General features: G+C 69.9%; 12 protein-coding genes. 8 read left to right on the top strand and 4 right to left on the bottom strand.

What is annotated here, in order from left to right; all coding sequences use genetic code 11:
* Nucleotides 1-73: 73 nt before the first annotated feature.
* Nucleotides 74-2,203 carry a hypothetical protein gene (locus tag ABH927_RS16235; RefSeq protein ID WP_370022303.1) on the bottom strand — a complete coding sequence of 710 codons (2,130 nt, stop codon included), beginning with the start codon at nt 2,201-2,203 and terminating at the stop codon, nt 74-76.
* A 201-nt stretch (nt 2,204-2,404) separates the two neighbouring features.
* Between ABH927_RS16235 and ABH927_RS16230 the strand changes: the two genes are divergently transcribed.
* Nucleotides 2,405-4,180 carry an asparagine synthetase B family protein gene (locus ABH927_RS16230; RefSeq protein ID WP_370022301.1) on the top strand — a complete coding sequence of 592 codons (1,776 nt, stop codon included), beginning with the start codon at nt 2,405-2,407 and terminating at the stop codon, nt 4,178-4,180.
* A gap of 261 nt (nt 4,181-4,441) precedes the next feature.
* On the top strand, nt 4,442-6,121 hold the full coding sequence (gene treS, locus ABH927_RS16225; protein WP_370022527.1) for a maltose alpha-D-glucosyltransferase: 1,680 nt from the start codon (nt 4,442-4,444) through the stop codon (nt 6,119-6,121).
* Between the two features lie 74 nt (nt 6,122-6,195).
* Here the strand turns inward: treS and ABH927_RS16220 are convergent, their stop codons facing one another.
* From ABH927_RS16220 to ABH927_RS16210, 3 genes are all read right to left on the bottom strand, one after another.
* Nucleotides 6,196-8,457 (bottom strand): ABC transporter permease, encoded by a 2,262-nt coding sequence (locus ABH927_RS16220; protein ID WP_370022299.1) that lies wholly within the window; start codon nt 8,455-8,457, stop codon nt 6,196-6,198.
* A gap of 191 nt (nt 8,458-8,648) precedes the next feature.
* The gene (locus ABH927_RS16215; RefSeq protein ID WP_370022297.1) at nt 8,649-9,395 is read right to left on the bottom strand and encodes an ABC transporter ATP-binding protein; all 747 of its coding nucleotides are present in this window, start codon (nt 9,393-9,395) and stop codon (nt 8,649-8,651) included.
* A gap of 151 nt (nt 9,396-9,546) precedes the next feature.
* Nucleotides 9,547-10,053, bottom strand: coding sequence for a PadR family transcriptional regulator (locus tag ABH927_RS16210; protein WP_370022295.1), 507 nt, complete (start codon nt 10,051-10,053; stop codon nt 9,547-9,549).
* A 144-nt stretch (nt 10,054-10,197) separates the two neighbouring features.
* Here ABH927_RS16210 and ABH927_RS16205 point away from each other — a divergent pair, with 144 nt between their 5' ends.
* From ABH927_RS16205 to ABH927_RS16180, 6 genes are all read left to right on the top strand, one after another.
* Nucleotides 10,198-11,460, top strand: a complete 1,263-nt coding sequence (locus ABH927_RS16205) for an ABC transporter substrate-binding protein (protein WP_370022293.1) — start codon at nt 10,198-10,200, stop codon at nt 11,458-11,460.
* A gap of 2 nt (nt 11,461-11,462) precedes the next feature.
* Entirely contained in the window at nt 11,463-12,776 is a 1,314-nt protein-coding gene (locus ABH927_RS16200) for an ABC transporter substrate-binding protein (RefSeq protein WP_370022291.1), read from the top strand.
* An 11-nt stretch (nt 12,777-12,787) separates the two neighbouring features.
* Nucleotides 12,788-14,218, top strand: coding sequence for an ABC transporter permease subunit (locus tag ABH927_RS16195; protein WP_370022289.1), 1,431 nt, complete (start codon nt 12,788-12,790; stop codon nt 14,216-14,218).
* On the top strand, nt 14,215-15,102 hold the full coding sequence (locus ABH927_RS16190; protein ID WP_370022287.1) for a carbohydrate ABC transporter permease: 888 nt from the start codon (nt 14,215-14,217) through the stop codon (nt 15,100-15,102). Before ABH927_RS16195 ends, ABH927_RS16190 begins: the two co-directional genes overlap by 4 nt.
* A gap of 213 nt (nt 15,103-15,315) precedes the next feature.
* Nucleotides 15,316-15,993: a uracil-DNA glycosylase gene (locus ABH927_RS16185; protein WP_370022285.1), complete on the top strand. Its 678-nt coding sequence runs from the start codon at nt 15,316-15,318 to the stop codon at nt 15,991-15,993.
* Between the two features lie 23 nt (nt 15,994-16,016).
* Nucleotides 16,017-16,379 carry a hypothetical protein gene (locus ABH927_RS16180; protein WP_370022283.1) on the top strand — a complete coding sequence of 121 codons (363 nt, stop codon included), beginning with the start codon at nt 16,017-16,019 and terminating at the stop codon, nt 16,377-16,379.
* Nucleotides 16,380-16,592 lie beyond the last annotated feature (213 nt).

Genomic DNA, 16,592 nt, shown 5'->3' with positions numbered 1-16,592 from the left:
GGATTCCCGCACATGGCCGCGGGCCCGGCCGTACATGTGCGTGATCATGCATTGCCGGCGCCGGTTGTCGTCCTCAGAGCAACGCGAGAGGTTCGGCGGGGAGGTATCCCTCCAGGCGGGCCGAGCCCAGCAGGCCACCCTCCGCCGAGGCCGAGCTCCGCACGCAGACGTACGAGTACCGGTCGGCCGAGTAGACGCGGACCCCGTCGGCGCGGCACTGCCGCATCAGGACCTCGCCCCACTCCTCGGAGACGTCGGCGAAGCCCAGGTCGACGAGCGTCTGGCGGCGGCCCAGGACCGTCCCTCCCGCCACCTCGGGGAGGAACCGGTGCTCGGCTTCCGGCTGCCGGAGGAGCGTCGCGCCTGCCTCCGGCAGATGGGCGTAGAACGCGGCCTTGCCCAGAATCTCGGCGTCGGTCGAAGCGAAGTGCCGGACGAGGTCTGCCAGATAGTGCTCGCCGTACAGGTCCCGGGGGTCGAGGACCGCCACGAAGTCGCCCTCGGCGAGCCGCAGCGCCCGGTCCAGACCCGCACCCCGCGTGATGGGAGCGGCGGCGACCCGGACGACGAGGTCCGGCATGGCGGCGCCTTGCGTGCCTCCCGCGCCTTCCGCCGCCAGTGCGGGGTGCTGGCGGGCGGTCTTCTCGACCAGGGCGGCGTCCACGCCGTCGGCGACGATGACGAGCTGGCCCGGCCGGTGCGCCTGCCGACCGACCTGGGTGAGCAGGCGCTCCAGCTCGGCCTCACCGTCGATGGCGGTGATGACGCTGATCGTCTCGTTGTTCCGGACGCTCGGCACGCCGAGGATGTCGAGGATCGGGTCCAGCAGCGGAGTCACACTCGGCCGGGCACGCCACGCCAGGTGCGCCTCCCTGGCCAGCCGTTCGGGATCGGCGAGGAGGACGTCGGCGGCCGCGACGGTCTCCTCGCCCTTGGCTCCCGCTCTCACCTGGAGCACCGGGGTGCCGCAGGCGGCGACCTCCGCGATCACTCTCGGCTCGGCGTCGGCGCCGGCCACCACCAGGGCGGGCCGCCGGTAGGCCGTAAGCATGTCGTCGTAGGTCGTCTTGTCGTCGCCCTGCCCGGCCAGAACGGCCCAGGGCCGCGACGTTCCGTGCCCGGCCACCGGGGCCCCCGGCTGGGGGGTGAGGCCGGCCTGGCCCGCTCCGGACGCCGCGCCTGCCGGGGACGTCTCGATCGCCGGTGGCGTGTGGACCGGCAGGGTGACGGAGCCGAGGGTAACGACCTCTCCGGTGCGGCCGCCGACAGCCGGGATCGGGTTGTGGACGCGAGGCTGGATCGCGTGTGGCAGGACGCCCACACGCTCGTGCCGCAACGCGGACTTCCATTCGCGGGCCCGCGCCTCCGAGGTCGTCACGACGTACTCGAAATGCTCAGCCGCCGGGACCGACCGCGATACGGCGCCGCTCGAATGCCAGAAAACGGTCTTGATCCCCCGCTTGCGGCACGCCTCGACCAGGTCCCGCAGCGCACGCGACTGCCCCGACAGCGCCTCCAGCCAGCGCCCTCCGTTGCCCTGCCGGGGGCCGGGCCGTACGGACTCGACGAACAGCACGTGCGGCTGATGCTGGTCGAGCATCGTCTCCCAGTTGTCCGGGCCGAAGTTGGTCACCTGCCGCCACTCGTAGCGCAGCAGCGCCTCGGTCTGCCTGTCCACGATCGCGGCGACCGTGAGGTACGGCCTGGCCAGCGGCCCCTTCGGCACCGCGAACCCGTCGGCGAGGGCGGCGGAGACCTCCGGCGCGTTCGCGTCCGGTACGGCTGCCGCGGCCTTCTCCTCGGCGACCGCCGGAAGCTCCGGCTTGAAGTCCGACCGCTTGGGCGCGGGACGCTTCTTCACCGGCGTCTTGAGCGTCTTGGCCACGACACCGGGGTTCTTGGTGTGGAGAGCGTCGCCGAGCTTGATCCAGCGGCTCTCCTGGACCGAGACGAGCTTCCAGTTGGCTACCTCGGTCTGATAGCGCTGCTCGGCGAGGTTCTTCGCGAGCTGCGTGTTCTGCCGCCCGACCACCTTGAGCCGCGCCTCGGCCTCCCGCAGCCTGGTCACCGCTTCGGCCTCAGAATGGGCCGCCTCGTCGAGCCGCCGCTGGTAATCCGTGAGCAGCCGGGCGAGCTCCGCCGCCCCGGCCGCCTGCTCGACGGCCCGCGCCAGCGCCTGCTTCACGCTCTCCAGCTCGCTCATGAGGTAACTCCGCAGTAGTCCGAAGGGGGGCGAGAGTCACAATATTCGCAGAACGGGCTGATCGATCTCAGGAAGAGACCAGACCTCGTCATCCTCACAGCAAGGCTACGCATCGGCTGAATCGTCTTGATTCGGGATAGCTCACGGCTCGATGGGCGAAAGGTCCGTAGACTCGGCGGCGGGTTCGAGGGAGGGCGAGACGTGCGCAAGGGTGAGTGGCCGCGATACCAGACGAGGCCGTATGTCTGCGGCGCTATCGGGCCCTTCGACGCGGCCCGGCTGGATCTGCTGGCTCGGTCCGGCCCTGCCGTACGCGCCGTGCATACCGCCACATACGCCGCGTTGCTCGCCTCCGGCCCGCTCGCGCCGTACGACAACACAGCCCCGTACGGCGACGCGCCGCAGGAGGACGCACCGCGCGGAGCGGTGGCTTTCGCGTGGGGGGACCGGCAGCCGATCGGCGGCCCAGAATCAGGCCACGAGTCCGGCCCGGCGGCGCGCGACTGGCTGAGGATCTCCGAGACCTACGAGGCGCCGGGGCTCATCGACGAGCCGGGAGCCGTGACCCTGCACACGGGCGCATTCGGGCTGATCGACGTCTACTACCTGGCCGACGGGGACGCCGTCTACTTCGCCGGTCTGATCGAGCCGCTTCTCGCCCTGGCCGCCCGGCCGTACGAGGTGAACTGGAGCGCCTGGGCGGCCATCCTGAAGCTGACCTATCCGCTGCTGGAGGACACGCCGTACCGCGAGGTCAGGCGGCTGCCGGGCGCGACCGCGCTGACCTGGTCGCGGACCGCGCGGAAGCTGCGCGTCGAGAAGCGGGCGCCCCGCTGGGTGCGGGAGGAGCCGGTCGACCGCGGCGTGACCGGCGGCGACCTGGTCGCGCTGCTGCACGACGCGCTCAAGCCGTACGAGCGGGTGCTGGTCCCGGTGAGCGGCGGCTACGACTCCAGGCTGCTGGCGAGCGTCGCCGTGGCGCGGCGGATGGACGTGGAGTCGTGGACGACGAGCCCCGACGACGGGCTGGACAACGACATCGACTTCGCCCGGTACATCACGCGCGAGCTGGGCATCCCCCACCGGATCGTGCCGCAGGACGCGGAGAGGTACCCGGAAGAGGCGCTGTGGGCGGCCCGGCGGCTGGAGTACCTCACCAGTCACCACGCGTGGTACTCCCCCTTCGCCCGCGAGGTCCACCAGGCCGGCCGCGCCGTGGTCGACGGCCTGGCCGGCGGCCCGCTGATGAAGAACTTCCTGATCACCGCCGACGCCGTGGGCGCGGGGACCGGCGCGTCGCGGCGGGAGGCACTGCTGGCCGCTCTGGCGACCGGCGACCCGCACATGCCCGTCCTCGGCGACTCCGCCCTCGCGTGGATGGACGACCAGGTCCGTACGGCTTTCGCCGCGGCGACCTCGATGCTGCACGGCCACCGTTCGGAGCTGCCACTGAGCGTGCTCCACACCCGGACGGCCCGGGGCATCGCCCGCTCGCCTGTGAACCTCGTGGGCCCCGAGGCCACGCCGGTCTTCCCGTTCCTGCACCCGGAGTTCTTCGACGCCGCTCTCTCTGTGCCGGTGACCCGGAAGGAGGGCGGCAGGTTCTATCGGGAGGTCCTGAAGGCGGCCAACCCTCGGGTGGCGGCGCTGCCGTCGACCAACGGCGCCCTCCCGCATCGCCGGGTCCCGCTCCGCTCGAACGGCCCGGCGGCACGGGAGTGGAACCACCGGATGCTGGTGAAGGCCGCGTCGATTCCCGGTCTGATGTCGCCCCAAATGCTGGAGGTCGTCGCAGCGGGGCCTGACGCGCTGACCGCCTTCGGGGCGTGGAACTCGCGATTCTGGCTACGGGCTCTCGTGCTTTTCGGCGCCTGGCTCACAGACTACGAGGACGTCCTCGGAGACCTGACCCCTCCGTGGACCCCCGGAAGCCAGCTGTCCGACCTGCCCGGACACCTGCCTGATCGCCGTGGGTGATCAAGCAGAAACAGGTAAAAACTACCTGTCATATCTTGGTCAGCGTTTACGGTCAGCCCTGGTCAGGTGCTATTTTGGTCAATGAAGGCCCAATCTGACGGCGTGAGCTTCAAAGCTCGGGTGTGACCTGACCACACGCCTCCTTCTTTCTTCAAGCGAGTCCAGATGAACGCAGCGTCTCCCTGCCCGGAACCTGTTTCCGCGCCTACCGGCACCCGTGTGCCGGCGGCTCAGACCGGGCTGCCCACAACGCCGCCGGCGATGCTGCCCGGCGATGAGATCACAGACTTCACCCCGCAGGACGCCCACTGGTACAAGCGGGCGGTCTTCTACGAGGTGCTGGTCCGCGGCTTCAAGGACTCGAACGGCGACGGCACGGGCGACCTGCGCGGGCTGATCGACAAGCTCGACTACCTCAAGTGGCTCGGCATCGACTGCCTGTGGCTGCTGCCGCTGTACGAGTCGCCGCTGCGCGACGGCGGCTACGACATCTCGGACTACCTGAAGATCCTTCCGGAGTTCGGCGCCCTCGGTGACTTCGTCGAGATGATCGAGGCCGCCCACGCGCGTGGCCTGCGGGTCATCACCGACCTGGTCATGAACCACACCAGCGACAAGCACCCATGGTTCCAGGCTTCCCGGGAGGACCCGGACGGCCCCTACGGCGACTTCTACGTCTGGTCGGACGACCCGACGAAGTACGCGGACGCCCCGATCATCTTCATCGGCGCCGAGGAGTCCAACTGGACCTACGACCCGGTGCGCGGCCAGTACTACTGGCACCGGTTCTTCCACCACCAGCCGGATCTCAACTACGACAACCCGGCCGTCCAGGAAGCCATGATGGAGGTCCTGCGGTTCTGGCTGGACCTCGGCGTCGACGGCTTCCGGCTGGACGCCGTGCCGTACCTCTTCGAGCGCGAGGGGACCGCCTGCTCCGGGCTGCCGGAGACGCATGAATACCTGCGGCGAATCCGCGCCGAGGTGGACCGGCTCTACCCCGACCGGGTGCTGCTCGCCGAGGCGAACGGCTGGCCCGAAGACGTGGTGGAGTACTTCGGCGACCCCACGACCGGCGGCGACGAGTGCCACATGGCGTTCCACTTCCCGCTGATGCCGCGCATCTTCATGGCCGTGCGGCGGCAGAGCCGGGAGCCGATCTCCGAGATCATGTCGCGCACCCCCAAGCTGCCCGAGCACGCTCAGTGGGGCATCTTCCTCCGCAACCACGACGAGCTGACGCTCGAGACGGTGACGGAGGAGGAGCGCGACTACATGCACGCCGAGTATGCCAAGGACCCCCGGATGCGGGCCTACCTCGGCATCCGGCGGCGTCTCGCTCCCCTGCTGGAGAACGACAGGGACCAGATCGAGCTGTTCACCGCGCTGCTTCTGAGCATGCCTGGGTCGCCCGTCATGTACTACGGCGACGAGATCGGCATGGGCGACAACATCTGGCTGGAGGACCGGGACGCGGTCCGCACGCCGATGCAGTGGAGCCCCGACCGCAACGCCGGGTTCTCCAAGGCCGACCCGGCCAGGCTGTACCTGCCGGTGGTCATGGACCCGATCTACGGCTACCAGTCGGTCAACGTCGAGGCGCAGGTCAAGAGCGAGTCGTCACTCCTGCACTTCACCCGGCGGATGCTGCAGATCCGGCGGGAGCACCCGATCTTCGGTACCGGCGGCTACATCGAGCTGTGGTCGCCGAACCCGAGCGTGCTGGCCTTCATCCGCGAGGAAGGCGACGACCGGGTGCTGTGCGTGAACAACCTGTCGAAGTTCGCCCAGCCGGTCGAGCTCGACCTGCGCCGCTTCAGCGGGATGACGCCGGTCGAGTGCCGTGGCGGCGTGCCCTTCCCGCCGATCGGCGACCTGCCCTACCTGCTCACGCTGCCGGGACACAGCTTCTACTGGCTGTCCATCCAGAAGGAGTCCTGAGCCCCCCGGCCGTGATCATGCGAAGGTTCCCGGACATGGCCTCCGGCCTGCGGAGTCGCCGGCCGTGATCATGCTTAGCGTGCCGCGACGGGGACCTGCGCCCGAGCGGCCCGGCGGGCGGGGATGAGGGCGACGAGCAGCGCGGCGCCGATGGCGATGAGCACGGCCGCCGCGAACATGCCGGGCGTGGGCGCGCGTCCGATGCCCGCCCCCACGCCGCTGCCGCGGCCCTCCAGGTCGATGAGGCCCCTCGACAGGAACGCGCCCGCGGACGCCCCGAGCAGCACCCCGACCATGGCCAGCAGGCCCGTGCCGGTGACGAGTGTGGCCATGACCTGCCGTGGCGTGAGCCCCATCGCCTTCAGCACGGCCAGGTCGAGCACGTGGTCGCGCAGTCCGAGGGCGCTCGCGGTCAGCAGGTTGGCCAGGCCGATCAGGGCCAGCACGACGACCAGAGCCACAATGATCACCCGGATGACCGCCAGCCGGTCGGCCGGGTTGACCGCCTGGTCGACCTCCAGAGACTGCGCCTGGAGCCGGGCGCGCACCTCCGCCGGATCGGCGCCTTGCCGGAGCACCAGGCTGTAGAACTGCGGCGGCACCGCGTCCTTGGCCGCCAGGCTGTCGACGCCGAACGAGAGGACCTCGCCGTCCTGCTCCGGCTCCACGACCCGGCCGACGATCCTGACGATGAGCGGCGTGCCTCCGATCGTCATCCGGACCCGGTCGCCGATGTGCACACCAAGCAGGTCGAGCAGGCCCTGACCGGCCACGGCCTCGCCCCGATCGGCGAACATCCGGCCCTCGACCACAGGGAAGGGATAGGGGTCGGCGGACAGCCCGAGGGCTCTCGTGCGGACCGTCCGGGTCTGCCATGGGACCAGCGCGTCCAGCTCGGCGCCGGGATAGGCGGCCACCACGTCGGGGTCGGCCATCGCCCGTGCCCGCGCCTCCTCCGCCGTCAGGTCGCCGGGCCGTACGGCGAGGGCGGCCGCCTGGCCGACGTTCTCCGGATGGCGGATGAAGTCGTCGAGGGTCGCCCAGCAGCCCAGGCCGATTGTGATCATCATCATCGGGATCGCCACGCCGGTCACCGTGAGCAGCGCCGGGGTCCGCCTGGTGAAGGCGTCCCTCGCGCCCAGCACCAGGGCGGGCGGCAGCCGTACGAGCAGGGCGACCCGGGCGAGCCGCGACAGGTGGCCGCGTGGAGGCCCGGCGGGGGCCGCCGGGATCGGTGGCGTGCGGCCGCCCCGCCAGGACGGGAGCCAGACGGCGACCAGCACCACCAGGGCCGTGCCCGCCGCGATGGCGACGAGCGGCCCGGGAGACAGCGGCACGACGACGGCGTCCGACAGCGCGTAAGCCGTGATGAGCCGTCCCGCGAGAAGGCCCAGGGCGATCCCGAGCAGCCCCAGCGTGCCGTGCTCGGCCACGAGCATGCGGGTGACCTGGCCCCGGGTGAACCCGAGCGACTTCAGCGTGGCGATGTCGCGGAGCTGGGTCAGCACCCGGCCGCCGGTGGCATTGGCGAGGGCCAGCGCGGCGGCGACCAGGCCCGCGACGCCGAACAGGGCGAGCAACAGGCCGAGCAGCCGGTTGTCGAGCTCCATCGACGCCCTGACCTCACGCCAGGTGGCGACCCGCTGGACCTGGTTGCGCAAGGCGATGACGGCCCGCTGGACGACGAGGTCCGTGTAGCCGGGGTCGGCCAGCCGCAGGCCCGTGACGGTCTCGGTCCGGCCCGGGGCGGGCTCGACCAGGCTGAGGGTCTGCGACAGCGTCCAGGCCAGGCCGGGGGTCCATTCGGGGTAGAAGCCCTGGTCGCCGCTCTCGGCCAGCCCGGAGACGACCAGGGTGTGGGTGGCGCCGTTCAGGCCGGTGACGGTGAACGGGCTGCCGGGGCGCAGCCCGAGCGCCCGCGCGAACGACCGCTCGACCACGACGCCGTCGGGCCGGCGGGCGTCCAGCCAGCGGCCCTCCCGCAGCAGTGGGCGGGCGACCGCGGGGAACGCCGCCGGTGTCTCCTGGAGCGCGATCGGCACCCTGCGCCCGTGGTCGACCAGGGTCGCGGGGGCGCTGCGGTACGGCCCGGCGAGGTCGGTGACGCCGTTGAGGGCCTTGAGCGCGGGGACGTCCGGGGCGTCCTTGGTGTGGATCCACACATGAGCCCCGCGGCTGCGCTCGAACAGCCCCCGCCAGGGGTTGGTGCCGTCCTCCAGGAGGGTGGCCGCGGTGATGAGGGCGGTGACGATTCCCGCCACCGCGAGGACGGTCAGCAGCGCCTGACCCCGGCGGGCCCGGAGGTCGGCCCGCACCCACCGCGCCTCGGCCCTCACCACCCCCACCCCCCGGCGTGATCATGCACGGATTCCCGGGCGAGGCCCTGGCGTGCGCCTTCCCTCGCCGTGATCATGCGCGGGTTCCCGGGCACGGCCGCCGACCTGCGTCTTCCCACGTCGTGATCATGCCCAGGCTCCCGGCAATGGCCGCCCACCTGCGGCCGGGTCTTTCGTGATCATGCGGTTCGTCATCCGTGCAGCTCGACGACATCGCCTGCCGTACCGGACGGGCGGCGGCGGGTCCGCGGGATGGCGCCGTCGTCGACGATCTGGCCGTCCAGCAGGCTCACGACCCGGTCGGCCATGCTCGCCACCCGCGCGTCATGTGTGACCAGCACGATCGTCTGGCCCTGCCGGTGCACCTTGCCGAGGAGCTTGAGGACGTCGCGGGTGTTGCGGCTGTCGAGGTTGCCGGTCGGCTCGTCCGCGAGAAGCAGCCGCGGGTGGTTGGCCAGCGCACGGGCCAGCGCGACCCGCTGCTGCTCCCCGCCGGAGAGCTGGGCGGGGGCGGCGGCGGCCCGCTCGGTCAGCCCGAGCTCGCCGAGCAGGTACTCCCGCCGCTCGCGAGCCTGCCGGGGCGACACCCCGCCGAGCAGCGCGGGCAACTCCACGTTGTCGGCCACGGTCATGTTGGCGACCAGGTTGAAGAACTGGAAGACGAACCCGACCTTCTCCCGGCGGAGCACGGCCCATCCGCTCTCCGACAGCGTGTCGGCCCGCTTGCCGTCCAGCCAGATCTCCCCGCTCGTACGGGTCTCCAGCCCTCCCAGCATGTGGATGAAGGTCGACTTGCCGGAGCCCGACGGGCCCATGATCGCGACGAACTCGCCCGGCCGCACGGTCAGGTCGATGCCCCGCACGGCCGGTACGGGCAACCCAGTGGTTTGGTAGATCTTCACAAGGTTGGTCGCTTTGACCACCGGGGTCTCCGTCACCGTCCACCCCACTCATGCATGATCACGTACGGCTCTGCCGCAGGTCGGCGCCCGTGATCGGGAACCTGTGCATGATCACGATACGTGGAGCCGCAGGCCGGCCGCGTTTCCGGGAACCCGTGCATGATCACGGCAATGGGAGGGGGGCGCATCAGGAGAGGTCCTCCTGGCAGCGTTCGAGCCAGTCGAGGTCGGCCTGGAGGTGGAGCATGGCGCCCTCGATGAGCAGGAGCGCGACCCGGTTCTCCGGATCGGTGCGCTCGGCCAGCGCGTCGAGGTCTCGCATCAGCGACAGGTAATGCCTGCGCTGCCGGTTGACGAGGGCCATCCGGTCGGCGATCCCGGTGAGCGGGGCCAGCACGAGCTTCATGAAGAACTCGTCGCGGACGCGCGGTCCCTCGGTCGGCTCGTCCACCCAGGTCTCCAGCGCCTCACGACCGGCGGCGGTGAGGTAATAGACCTTCTTGTTGGGCCGGTTCGACTGCTCGACGTCGACGGCCCGGACGAACCCGTCCTTTTCCAGACGGCCGAGGGTGACGTAGATCTGCCCGATGTTGGGCGAAGGGTACGCGCTGCCGAACGTCACCTCTAGGGCCTGTTTGAGCTCGTACCCATGGGCAGGTTCCTTCGCCAGGAGCGCCAGCAGCGGCAGCCGCACGCGCCCACCTCCCGCCGTAGAAGTGCCGTCGAAGCAGTTACCGGAGCGTTACGGGCAAAGCCGTTGACGTCCACATTATCGCTATGCATAACATGCATGCACTTACCTAACACGTATGTAACCTCGAATTAATGCGGAGGCCACGTGGTTCGCCGAGCCGTCGCCCTACTGGCCACCCTGATCGTGGCCGGATGCGGCGGGCTGGCGGACCCGGCCGGCGGGCCGTCCAAGGGAACGGGCGGCATCGGGCCCATCACCTTCGCCACCGGCCGGGACACCACCGCCTACCTGCGGCCGCTGCTCGACCGGTGGAACCAGGCGCACCCCGCCGAACACGTGACGCTGCTGGAGTTACCCGAGGCGGCCGACGAGCAGCGCGCCCAGATGGTCGCCAACCTCCAGGCGCACTGCGACTGCTACGACGTGCTCGGGCTCGACGTGGTGTGGACGGCGGAGTTCGCCGACGCCGGCTGGATCGTGCCGCTCGACCGGAGCATGTTCCCCCTGGACAAGCTGCTGGAGGGGGTCGCGGACACGGCGATCTACCGTGACAGGCTGTGGGCCGCGCCGTATCTCAGCAACGCGGGGCTTCTCTACTACCGCTCCGACATCCTGAAGAAGGAGCACCTGAAGCCGCCGAAGACGTGGGCGGAGCTCCGCGACCAGGCCACCCGCCTGAGCGCGAAGTATCACATGGGCGGATACGCCGGACAGTTCCTGCCGTACGAGGGGCTGACCGTCAACTTCGCGGAAGCCGTACAGTCCGCGGGCGGAGAGATCCTCAGCCCGGACGCGCGCCGCGTCACGATGGACCTGAGCACGGCGAAGACCGCGCTCGACTTCCTGGTCGGCGGCCTCAAGGAGGGGTGGATCCCTCAGGAGGCGCTCTCCTACAAGGAGGAGGAGTCCCGGCTCGCCTTCCAGGAGGGCCGGCTGCTGTTCGCGCGCAACTGGCCCCACGCGTACGGCCCGGCCACCCATTCCGGCATCGCCGGCAAGTTCGAGGTGACCAGGCTCCCGGGGCTGACCGGCCCGGGATCCAGCTCGCTGGGCGGGCTGAACCTCGCCATCAGCGCCTATTCCAAGCGGCAGAAGTCGGCCCTCGACTTCATCCGCTACTTCACCGGCCGGGACAACGAGCGCCTGGTCCTGACCCAGGGGTCGTTCCCCCCGGTCTGGGCCGATCTCTACGACGACCCGGCCCTGATCAGGCGGTTTCCCTACCTGCCCGTGCTGAAGGAGTCGATCCTCTCCGCACGTCCCCGGCCGGTGACCGCCAACTACAACCAGGTCAGCCTGGTCGTCTCCAGCGCCGTCTCCGGCGCCCTCAATCTCAGCAAACCCGTCGATGAGACCGTCGCCGATCTGAAACAGCAGCTCGGCGAGGTCATCCAGCCCGGAGGATAGATATGCGCAAACTCCCCATCATGGTCGCGTTCCTCGGCCTCGCCGCAGCGGCCTGCGGCGGCAACTCGACCCCCGAGCCGTCCAAGCAGGGCAGCGCCGCTCCCGCCGGCAAGCCACTCGACGGCGTCAAGATCGAAGTGGCGGCCAAGTGGACCGGCGACGAGCAGGCCAACTTCGAGAAGGTGCTGAAGGCGTTCCAGGCCAAGACAGGCGCGACCGTGACGTACGCCTCGACCGGTGAGGACACGGGCGCCTATCTCGGCCCGCGGATCCAGGGCGGCAACCCGCCGGACGTCGCCATCCTCCCGCAGCCCGGCCTGGTGCAGCAGTACGCGGACCAGAACGCGCTCAAGCCCCTGTCGGCGGAGGTCCAGACGCAGATCGACCAGAACTACACGCCGTACTGGAAGGAACTCGGCTCGGCCAAGGGCCAGGTGTACGGCGTGCTCGTGAAGGCGGCGCACAAGTCGCTGATCTGGTACCGGCAGGGCGCGTTCGACGACGCCGGGGCTCAGCCCGCCACGACCTGGGACGACCTGGTCTCCAAGACCGCCCAGACGCTGTCGGACTCCGGCACCGCGCCGTTCGCCCTGTGCGCGGCGTCCGGGTGGACACTCACCGACCTGTTCGAGAACGTCTACCTCTCCTCGGCGGGACCGGAGAACTACGACAAGCTGGCCAAGCACGAGATTCCGTGGACCGACCCCTCGGTCGCCACCGCGCTCGGCAAGATGGCCCAGATCTTCGGCAAGAAGGAGTTCCTGCTCGGCGGGTCCACCGGCGCGCTGCAGACCGACTTCCCGACCTGCGTGACCCAGGTCTACGGCCAGAAGAAGGCCGGGATGGTGATCGAGGCCGACTTCGTCGCGGCGTCCGTGGGCCAGTCCGGCGCGAAGGTCGGCGAGGACGCCAAGATCATGCCGTTCCCCAAGGCGGGCGACACCGCGCCGGTCGTGCTCGGCGGCGACATCGCCGTGGCGCTGAAGGACTCCAAGGGCGCGATGGCGCTGCTGGAGTTCCTGGCCTCCAAGGAAGGCGGCGAGGTCTGGGCCAAGCTCCCCGGCTACCTGTCGCCGAACCGCAACGTCTCCCCCGACAACTACCCCGATGACCTGACCAAGCAGCTCGCCCAGACCATCATCTCGGCCGGCGAGGCCGTCCGTTACGACATGTCGGACCTCGCGCCCAGCGCGTTCGGCGGCACAGACGGCAAGGGCGAGTGGAAGGACCTGCAGGACTTCCTGCGCAACCCCTCCGATGTCAAGGGCGCGCAGCAGAAGCTCGAGGCGGACGCCGCCAAGGCGTTCAAGAAGTAAGGGACACGGCCGTGACCGAACGGTTAGACGGCCCGCAGGCCCCCGGCGGCGATCTCCCCGCCGCCGGGGCCCCCTCCGGCCGGCCAGAAACCCCCGCCATAGACGCTGTCGTCGACGCGCCCCCTGTGGCCGCCCATGACCAGGAGCCCCACCGGTTGGGGCCCTCGCCGAAGCTGGCGATCCTCTTCCTGCTGCCCGCGCTGCTCCTGCTGGGCGCGTGGGTGATCTACCCGATCGTCTACTCGATCTTCCGCAGCCTGTACGACTCGACCGGCGACCACTTCGTCGGCCTGGACAACTACGCCTCGATCTTCACGGACTCCTCGACGCTCACCACGATCAGGAACAACGTGATCTGGGTCGTGGTGGCTCCGCTGATCGTCACCGTGCTCGGCCTCATCTTCGCCGTGCTGACGGAGCGGATCCGGTGGGCGACCGCGTTCAAGCTCATCCTGTTCATGCCGATGGCGGTCTCCCTCCTCGCGGCCGGGGTCATCTTCCGGCTCGTCTACGAGCAGGACCCGGACAAGGGCGTCGCCAACGCGGTGATCACGGTCGTCCACGACGCGTTCTCCTCCAGTCAGGGCTACCCGGGGGCCCGGCCGCGTGAGAACGACCAGGCGCCCGCGGCCGTGCAGGGCGGCGCGGTGGTGACCAAGCAGCCGGCCCAGGCGGGGCAGCCGGTGCTCATCCCGCTCGTGGGCCTCAAGCCCGACCTGGTCAAGGACGCCGCGCCCGCCAAGGCCGCGCCCACTGACGGACGCGGCGACGGGCTCAGCGGCACGGTCTGGCTGGACGTCGTCCGTGGTGGCGGCGGCACGCTCAACCAGATCGACCCGCAGGAGAAGGGCCTCGCCGGGGTCACCGTCGAGGCGGTCTCGGCCGGCGCGGTCAAGGCCACCACCGAGACGGCCGCCGACGGCACCTTCCACTTCCCCGGCCTCCCCGCGGGCTCCTATGTCGTACGGCTCCCGCAGTCGAACTTCACGGCGCCCTTCAACGGGGTGACCTGGCTCGGCCCGGCCCTCATCACGCCCGCGATCATCGGCGCGTACATCTGGGTGTGGGCCGGCTTCGCGATGGTGCTGATCGCGGCCGGGCTGTCGGCGATCCCGCGTGACGCGCTGGAGGCGGCCAGGATCGACGGCGCGACCGAGTGGCAGGTGTTCCGCCGGATCACCGTGCCGCTGCTGGCCCCCGTCCTGCTCGTCGTCTTCGTCACGATGGTCATCAACGTGCTCAAGGTCTTCGACCTGGTGTTCATCATCGCGCCGGGTTCGGTGCAGCCACAGGCCAACGTGATCGCGCTGGAGATGTGGCGGGTGTCCTTCGGCGGCGGTGGCAACCAGGGCATGGGAAGCGCTCTGGCGATCTTCCTTCTGGTGCTGGTGCTCCCGTTCATGATCTTCAACATCCGCCAGTTCAGAAGGGACGAGCGATGACAACCCTGGCTGAACCGCGGCATGCGGAAGCCATCAAGCGCGGCGTCGCCGGCCGCGTCGTGGACCGGCTCGGCGGCGGCGCGATCCAGGTCTTCCTGGTCCTCGTGGCGGTGTTCTGGCTGGTGCCGACGCTGGGACTGCTCGTGGTGTCGCTGCGCGGCGAGACCGAGAACAACTCCTCCGGCTGGTGGACCCTCTTCACCAAGCCCGCGCAGATCACCTTCGAGAACTACTCGAACCTGCTGGCGTCCGGGTTCAGCTCGTCGTTCTGGAACACCGTGCTCATCACGGTGCCGGCGACGGTGCTGGTCATCGGGATCGCCGCGATGGCGGCGTACGCCTTCGCCTGGATCGAGTTCCCCGGCAGGGACGCCGTGTTCCTCGTGGTCATCGCCCTGCTCGTGGTGCCCATCCAGATCGCGCTCATCCCGATCGCCAAGCTCTACGGACTCTTCGGGATATTTGGCTCGATCGCTGGAGTTGTCCTGTTCCACGTGGCGTTCGGCCTGCCGTTCGCGATCTTCCTGCTGCGCAACTTCTTCGCGGGCATCCCCAGGGAGCTGCTGGAGGCGGCGCGCATGGATGGGGCGCCCGAGTGGCGGATCTTCGCGACCGTGGTGTTCCCGCTGGCCAAGCCAGCGATCGCGTCGCTCGGCATCTTCCAGTTCCTGTGGGTCTGGAACGACCTGCTCGTCGCCCTGGTCTTCGCCGACACCTCGAACCAGCCGATGACCAAGGCGCTGCAATCCCAGATGCGGCAGTTCGGCACCAATGTGGACATCCTTGCGCCCGGCGCCTTTTTGTCGCTCATCATCCCGCTGGTCCTGTTCTTCGCCTTCCAGCGGTACTTCGTCCAGGGCCTGCTCGCGGGCTCGGTGAAATAGCCACCGAGGTGGCGTCCGGATGCGCACTTCACGGGGGAAAAAGCGCGCATCCGGACTAAGCACCATTCTGTACGGCCAGCACCCTCGGTGTCCGCTAATCGAAGGTGTCATAAAGGACTCGGATGCCCGCTTCACGGGGGTAGGCGGGCATCCGTTCTCTATTTGTCCGGCGGAAGCCGTACCGGACCGCGAAAGCCGATAGAGTGCGCACCCATGTCAGGGCGTCCGTTGCACGAAATCGTCGAAGCAGGATGGGCCGAGGCCCTCGAACCCGTCGCCGAGCGGATCACCGCCATGGGCGACTTCCTCCGGCAGGAGATCGCGGAAGGCCGGCAGTACCTTCCGGCCGGGGCCAACGTGCTCCGCGCGTTCCAGCAGCCTCTCAGCGAGGTCCGGGTGCTGATCGTCGGACAGGATCCCTACCCGACACCGGGGCATCCCGTGGGGCTGAGCTTCTCCGTCGCCCCGGATGTGCGGCCGCTGCCGGGGAGCCTGGTCAACATCTACAAGGAGTACATGGCCGACCTCGGCCACCCCGCGCCGGCCAACGGCGACCTCACCCCGTGGACCGAGCAGGGCGTGCTGCTGCTCAACAGAGTGCTGACCGTGATGCCGGGCAAGCCCGCCTCCCACCGGGGCAAGGGCTGGGAGGAGGTCACCGAGCAGGCCATCAAGGCGCTCGTCTCCCGCGGCGGCCCGCTGGTGGCGATCCTCTGGGGCCGCGACGCCCGCAACCTGCGGCCCATGCTGGGCCAGGTCCCGTGCATCGAGTCGGCCCACCCCAGCCCTCTGTCCGCGCGCAGCGGCTTCTTCGGCTCCCGCCCGTTCAGCCGGGCCAACCAACTGCTGGAGCAGCAGGGCGCCGCCCCGGTCGAGTGGAAGCTGCCCTGACGGCTGCCGATAGGATCACCACCATGAGCGATGAAACGGATACCGGACGCTATCTGCGCCTCACCGTGGACCTGGTGGTCGAGGTTCTCGATGTGAATGCCCTGCAGGCCGCGGCGCTGGCTGAGATCCGCGACCCCCAGACGGAGTTGGACGAGGACGAGCGCCGGGAGCAGATCGAGCTGGTCAACTCCGATGACACGGGCGCGGCGGCCCTCCAGTGGCTGATCGAGCCCGATCACGTGCTCGCGCTGGTCGATCATGTCGAAGAGGTGGAGCCCAGGGAGGCCATGCTCGGCGTCGAGCCGTCCGACGGCATCCTGGAGGACGAGGGTGAGGACGAGCACGAGCATGACCATCCCCACGACGGCCCCAGCCACCTGCACTGATCCCATCCCCTAGCCGGTCCGCGGCGTAAGTTCTCCGGGCCCCTTCGCGGGTTGTCCTGGGGGTCGTCTCCCCGGGTTGACTTCGGGGTTGACTTCGGGGTTGACTTCGGGGATTACGCCGCGGCGTCCGGTGCGGCAGGCCGATGACCCGCAGTCGTACGGGCGACGGTACGGCAGGCCGATGAGCCGCAGTCGTACCGGCACCGGTGCGGG

This window comes from Planotetraspora sp. GP83, from assembly GCF_041262585.1.
GTDB lineage: Bacteria > Actinomycetota > Actinomycetes > Streptosporangiales > Streptosporangiaceae > JAOEGB01.
Note: the sequence above shows the minus strand (reverse complement) of the source record. Positions and strands in the feature narration are given on the sequence as shown.

What these genes read in the sequence shown, in the direction of transcription:
- ABH927_RS16200 (WP_370022291.1), top strand. Translation starts at nt 11,463, where the DNA reads ATGCGCAAACTCCCCATCATGGTCGCGTTCCTCGGCCTCGCCGCAGCG.
- ABH927_RS16235 (WP_370022303.1), bottom strand. Translation starts at nt 2,203, where the DNA reads ATGAGCGAGCTGGAGAGCGTGAAGCAGGCGCTGGCGCGGGCCGTCGAG.
- treS (WP_370022527.1), top strand. Translation starts at nt 4,442, where the DNA reads ATGCTGCCCGGCGATGAGATCACAGACTTCACCCCGCAGGACGCCCAC.
- ABH927_RS16190 (WP_370022287.1), top strand. Translation starts at nt 14,215, where the DNA reads ATGACAACCCTGGCTGAACCGCGGCATGCGGAAGCCATCAAGCGCGGC.
- ABH927_RS16180 (WP_370022283.1), top strand. Translation starts at nt 16,017, where the DNA reads ATGAGCGATGAAACGGATACCGGACGCTATCTGCGCCTCACCGTGGAC.
- ABH927_RS16185 (WP_370022285.1), top strand. Translation starts at nt 15,316, where the DNA reads ATGTCAGGGCGTCCGTTGCACGAAATCGTCGAAGCAGGATGGGCCGAG.